We start from the raw sequence: 6285 nt of genomic DNA, 5'->3' as shown, positions 1-6285 counted from the left end.
ATAAACACCATCAGAAGAATAGAGCGGGCCCAGGTTGGAAAAACTGGTGGTATACCTTGCATACTTTGCCTGATCACCAGGTTGTTTCCAGTGGTTGTTTTTTATTTCATCAGGCAACGGCATATTTCTCATCATGCCTGGAACGGAATTGAGATACGGATCCTGTCTCAGCTTGTTTATAAAAGTGAAATGCGAGGAAAGTGATAAACTTTTGTAGCCTAATTGAAACCCGAAGCCACCACTGTACTTGGGCATTGTTTCAATAATTACATAACGGTCGTCGTCCGGGGTAGTGGGCACTGCCGAGACTGCTGCAGTGATCTTTCCGTCTTTATTGTAATCTTCAAATGCAAAAGATCCGGTGAGTGGATCGATTCCAATGTAGTTAAGCAATACCTGGGTGGTAGTGGAATATCCCACTCTGAGTTTCCCTTTGAAAGAGGAATTTTCCAGGTCAGGGAAGCTCATCAGTTTGTTCCTGTTTCCAAATATGTTGAAGTTGAGCGACAGGTTCCAGTCCTTTGTTTGGACCAGGCTGCCCCTGGCACTGATCTCGATGCCTGCATTGCGCACTTCAGCAGGCCAGTTGGTGAGGACAGTTCTGAAACCCGTCATAACAGGCATGGGCACAAAGGTCAGCTGATTTCCGGAATTTTTCTGATACCAGGCAACACCCAGCTCGATCCTGTCTTTCAGGAAACCAAAGGAGGCAGCGATCTCTGCTTTGCTGGTAGACTCCCACCTGAAATCCTGATTGAGCGGAGCCACCACATGAAAGGCTTCGATACCATTGTAGCCGAACAGTGTATTGGTATTGAGCCCGTTCAATACGCTTTCCCTGGCCCACCTGGACAAATATTCGTAGTTGGCGCCGGGATCAGATCCTGTTATGCCATAACTACCTCTGAATTTGAGAAAGCTGAACCATGACGGAAGTATTTTCTTCATCCATTCTTCATCAGACGCGATCCATGCCAGACCAACGGAACCAAAATTACCGAACTGCCTGCCCGGACCAAAGCGCGAAGAGCCATCTCTTCTTGCATTCAGATTGATGATGTATTTATTATCCCAGCTATATCCTATGATTCCGGACACAGAGAGATACTTGTACTCTTTGTATCCTTCAACGAATGTTCTTCTTTTGGCATTGTTATGGCTTTTCATCATCGCATCATTGGCGAAGTCTTCTGCCGTAATGGATTCACTGCTGCTGATCTCAGTCTGGAAGGTGGAGATCAATTGTACGGACAGGCTGCCTTTACCGATATAGGTCTTGTAATGCAGCTGCGGTTCCACCTGCCAGTTCTTGGAGGTAGATTTGCCATAACTTGCATTAGAGATAGCGAAAAAAGACATGACAGGATCGATAGATGACGAGGGAACGAGGTAGGAATTTTTATTATCATTGAACATATACCCTGCCTTGGCAGAAAGGGTCAATCCTTTCAACACTTCATACCGGAGATCAGCAATGCTGCGCAGTGAAAATGTTTTGCTTTCACTGGGCCTTCTCAGTGCACTGAAAGGGAACATACTCCAGCCCATCACCCTATAAGGTTCAAAGTTGAAGTCTCCATCGGGCTTGTAAATGTCAGGTGCATTGGGGGCAAGACCATCAGGCGCTGTAATGGCAAATGCATTCACTTCAGTAAGGGCCAGTGCATTCGTAATACTGAACTCGAACTTCTGGTTGCTGCTCGTATGACTGAAATTACTACTGAAAGTACCTCTTATATTTTTACCGCCATTGTTCATCACATCTTTATGATCGCTATAACTCGCAGAAAGCATGTATCTGGATTGAGGCATTCCGCCACCGACGCTTACATTCACATCGATATAAGATCCGTTGCCGGCCAGTTCCCGCTGCCAGTCAGTATATTTATTGGGATCCCATTTCACCAGGTCAGGGGCATTTGACTCATCTGGCTGGATACCATCATTCTGAAATGCTTCCCTTCTCACGGCAAGATATTCCTGCGTGTTCATCAACCTGGGAAAGCGCGCCAGCATTTTGGCTCCCCTGGAAAAGGACATATTGAAACTGGCCGGACCTGATTTCGCTTTTTTGGTGGTGATCAGTATTACGCCATTGGCACCTCTTGAACCATAGATGGCGGTAGCGTCTGCATCTTTCAAAACACTGATGCTTTCTACATCGCGAGGATTGATGCTGAGCAGCGGGTTTTCACCATAAGTATTGGTAACGCCTCCCTGCACAGCTCCCATTGAAACAGGAGAAATACCTGTTATAGGAGAAGCATTCTGTGTACTGATGGGCATTCCGTCGATCACATACAATGGGTCTGCCAGCGCAAATGGATTGACGCCATTGCGCCCTCTGATGGTAACGCTGACCGGGGCCGCGGCATTACCTGAAACGGGATTGATCATAATGCCGGGCACCCTGCCAGCAATCGCATCCAGCACAGTAAGTACCGGCTGTTTTTCAATCTCTTCAGCCTTTACTGTTCCGATATTTCCGGTAGCCATTCTTCTGCTGGTTTTGCCATATGCTGTTATCTGGGTTTCATCCAGTATGGAGACGGCCACTTTTAAATGCACGATGATGGTTGTGCCGGTAACTTTCACTTCCTGGCCGGCGTAACCGACAAAAGATATGTCCAGTATATCACCGGTTTCTGCCTGAATGGAAAATTCACCCTGACTGTTTGTAACAGTCCCTTTCTTTGTTCTTTTTACTACAACGCTTACTCCGCTGAGGGGTGTTCCTTCTTCAGAATATACAAGGCCCTTTACGGGAGGATTTTCGTCCAAAGACATCTCTTTATCCTGAAGCAAACTGACAGGAGCTTCCTTTTCTTTTTTACGACTGATGAAAATTGTTTTCCCTTCGATATCATACATGAATGGCTGATCCTGCAGCACTAAATCGAGCAACTTCTTGAGTGGCCAGTCTTTTGCCGTCAAGGAGATCTTCCTGTTTCCGGCGAACAGGTCAGGCGTTGCAGCCACCACATACCCTGTTTGTTTTTTTATGGCAGCAAACACCTGCTCATAAGTGAGGTCTTTACCAGACAGTGAGATCTGTTGGGCTTTCGTGCCGGCAAAGGCATGAACAAAAGCAATTGTGAGAAAGAGGGCCGTCAGTTTCATAACCAGAAAAATTTGGGACGGCCGCCGTAGTCCCCACCGGACAGACGGATAGCCATAAGCAGTTTTTTGCATACCTTGCATCAGTTTGGTTTAACAATATTTTGGTCAGACAGATCATATTGAACGAACCGGCTACGAACGTCACGGGTCAGATCCGTGGCGTTTTTTATGCGCGGTGCATTCAGGCTTAGGCTTTGGTTTAATGATTGCTGGATAAAATGGACAAGGCAGGTATTTTCCGGTGAACGATTAAGTTACCGGAATCAGTTATGAGCAATGAAGCGTAAGATAAAGTTTTCAATATATCATCGATTGCCCATAATAATGAGCTTTCTTCCTTCCAGGCGGTACCGCATCCCCAGACGTTCGAGATTTTTAAGTAGTCCCTGTAACGGCACATCTCTCGATATCTCTCCCACCAATGGCAGCTCCGGCACACCGTTCTCGTATTCTACATCGATATCGTACCATCTTTCAATCTGCCGCATGATGGCTTGAAAAGGCAGGTCATTCAAATTGAATAATCCACTTTTCCAGGCTATCACCTGGTCAGTATCCACAGTGAGGACTTTTAGATCAGTCCCGGTTACACGTGCCTGTTTACCAGGTGCCAGGGTCACATTCTCATTATTCGTCGTCACACGGATCTTCCCTTCAACGAGGGTCATACCGATGGACGGTTCGTTATCATAAGCGTTTATATTGAAGCTGGTTCCAAGCACCGCTACACGGGTAGCATCATTCACACTTACGTAAAATGGTTTTCCGGCATTCTTCGCAACTTCAAAATAAATTTCTCCTGTTACATGTACTACACGATCACTGCCATTGAATTGGGTAGGGTAACGGATGGAGCTTCCGGCATTCAACCAAACGCGGGTACCATCAGGTAATGTGATCCGGAACTGCCGCCCTCTCGGTGTGCTCATGGTATTGTAAGCTGTTGAGGTAACAGGTATCTTTTGATCAATATCATAAACAAGATTTCCGTTTTTCATTATTACCTGCGTGCCCTGCTGTTCTGCTACGATGCCATTACCCAGGCTATCGAGCACAACCTGGCGGCCATCTGCCAGCGTGAGCACAGCCCCGTTTTTGCCGGCCTCAATACTTTCCGGAGTGCCGGATACTACTGCCTCTCCATTATTATTTGTTCCGGGGCGGAACCAGAGATAAGTACTTATGCTCAGCAACAGCAGTACAGAAGCGGCAAGCCACCACCTGCGTTTCAGCCTAACCACACGAGCAGCCGGCTGCGCCGCCGAAATACGCTCCTGTAATTTCGCGGTAATGCCGGCCTCTACAGTTGCCCAGTTTGCCGGCTGGTTTACCCATAACTGTTCCTGCAGCATCTGATCATCATTCAGGTCACTCAATAGTGCCTGACGCTGCGGTGCAGCGGCTGACCAGGTAGCCAGTACAGCAGCTTCTTCATCTGTCAGTGAGCCTTGCAGATGCTTGTATAATAAAGGGAGTATGGTATCGGCGTTCTCCAAAAAATGAGGCTTTGAATGATACTACAATCGAAGTGGTAAAACGTACCAGAGAAAAATGAATAATTTTAAAAGAAATTGGGGTTGCCTGCCAGATCAGCCCCAAAATGCCGTTTCGTATTCGAGCAACAACAGTACAGCGAACAATAATGGATGGTCTGCCAATGCAGTTTTGATCAGTCTCACAGCGTTGAGCCGTTGGTTCTTTACTGTTTGCACCTGCAGGCCAAGGCGTTGGGCTATCTCCGCGGGCTTCAATCCCTCCTGGTAACTGAGCATGAAGATTTCCTTCATTTTTGCAGGTAATTTGTCTACTTCGCCAGCGATAAGGTCCAGTAATTGTATACGGAGATCTTCCAAAGAAAAAGGACTGTCCTCTGAAGTATTCAGCAAACCAAGCAACTCCGGCTCTTTCTCTTTAGCCATTTGCTTATGCCTGAGGTAATTGAAGCATTGGTTGCGGGCTGCAACATGCAAAAAGGCACCTACAGCATCCAGGCTTGGAAATTCCGACTTCTTCTCCCAGAGCTTAAAGAAACATTCACTGGTAATGTCCTGCGCCTCTGTAATACTGGACAGATACTGCCTGACAAAGAAGAAAACCCGTTTATTAAAGTGTTGGTAAACCTGGGTAAACGCCTCGCCTTCACCTTCGCGGAACAAGTGCATCAGGGTTTCGTCATCATATGGAAGGGGAGCTGTCAAATACGGATCCGGGGGATTAGCAATTATATATGGTTGATTTGTTTGAGAAACAGAACCAAAAATAGTTTTTTTATCCCTTTGATCAACTGATTTACATCAATTGTTTTCGTATGCCTGCTGCAAGATCATCTTGAATTCCTGCCGGTAGTTTTTCATGTTTTTTATCTATATGCTATGCTTCTTTGTCCTGGGAAGCAGCCGGGGAGCTTTTTTTTCTGAACTATAATACTTTATCTATTTAGAGGGGTTCAATTGAAGCCCCTCCGTGCGGACTTTTTATGAACGAAGGGACTTTGAATAAAAGTCAATAAAAAGGCTCCTGGAAAGGAGCCTTTACCACAAAAACCTAAATCCTTATGACCTGTGATGCGAAAAAACTTATTGGATGTGTAATACAGTAAACCATTAAAGCCCACTCTGACAACCATTTTGTGAGCGCTGAACTGGCGAGTTAGGATTTTTTTTATCACGCAGCCTGGACTGCAATGCTATTCTTATTTTATTCCTCAGGTATTGAACACGTTCCTTGGTTGCCGAACACTCCTGATCTTCCATTACCTGATCATTTACGGAACGAAAAATATTATTATCATAAAGCCAGTAATTCAACGAGGCATTCATAAGTCTTATTCTATACTCAGTGATTCCTTCTTTTTGTTTTACCTGCACAAATGCTGCAAAGATTTCATTCAGATAACTGAATTTTATCGTAAACATTTTCCGCATAGAAATAAGTTTAGTATAAGAAAATCTCAACTAATTCATACAGGTACAGGATGGTAATAGAACATTTAAAGCTTCAGGGAAGCTTGAAAACTGATAACAATAAATGTGATGGAAAAATGCAGAATGTATAGACTTAATAATCGCCAGGGAGTGACGTTACAAGTATAGTAAAGCTACGTTCTTGTTTTTAATATTTCCTCATTTGCGGTAAAATAATATTTCCCTCAATTATTGCTGCACA

Annotated in this window: 4 protein-coding genes; all 4 read right to left on the bottom strand. The window is 45.1% G+C overall.

The window, feature by feature from the left end; all coding sequences use genetic code 11:
- The coding region (locus tag ACTHMC_RS05975; protein WP_440411716.1) for a SusC/RagA family TonB-linked outer membrane protein at nt 1–3120 on the bottom strand (3120 nt) is incomplete at its 3' end.
- A 305-nt stretch (nt 3121–3425) separates the two neighbouring features.
- Entirely contained in the window at nt 3426–4616 is a 1191-nt protein-coding gene (locus ACTHMC_RS05970; protein ID WP_440411714.1) for a FecR family protein, read from the bottom strand.
- Nucleotides 4617–4709: 93 nt separating this feature from the next.
- A complete protein-coding gene (locus ACTHMC_RS05965; RefSeq protein ID WP_440411712.1) occupies nt 4710–5318 on the bottom strand; it encodes an RNA polymerase sigma factor in 609 nt (202 codons plus the stop codon).
- Nucleotides 5319–5723: 405 nt separating this feature from the next.
- Nucleotides 5724–6044 carry a hypothetical protein gene (locus ACTHMC_RS05960; protein ID WP_440411710.1) on the bottom strand — a complete coding sequence of 107 codons (321 nt, stop codon included), beginning with the start codon at nt 6042–6044 and terminating at the stop codon, nt 5724–5726.
- Nucleotides 6045–6285 lie beyond the last annotated feature (241 nt).

The organism is Pseudobacter sp. (assembly GCF_051955275.1).
GTDB lineage: Bacteria > Bacteroidota > Bacteroidia > Chitinophagales > Chitinophagaceae > Pseudobacter.
Note: the sequence above shows the minus strand (reverse complement) of the source record. Positions and strands in the feature narration are given on the sequence as shown.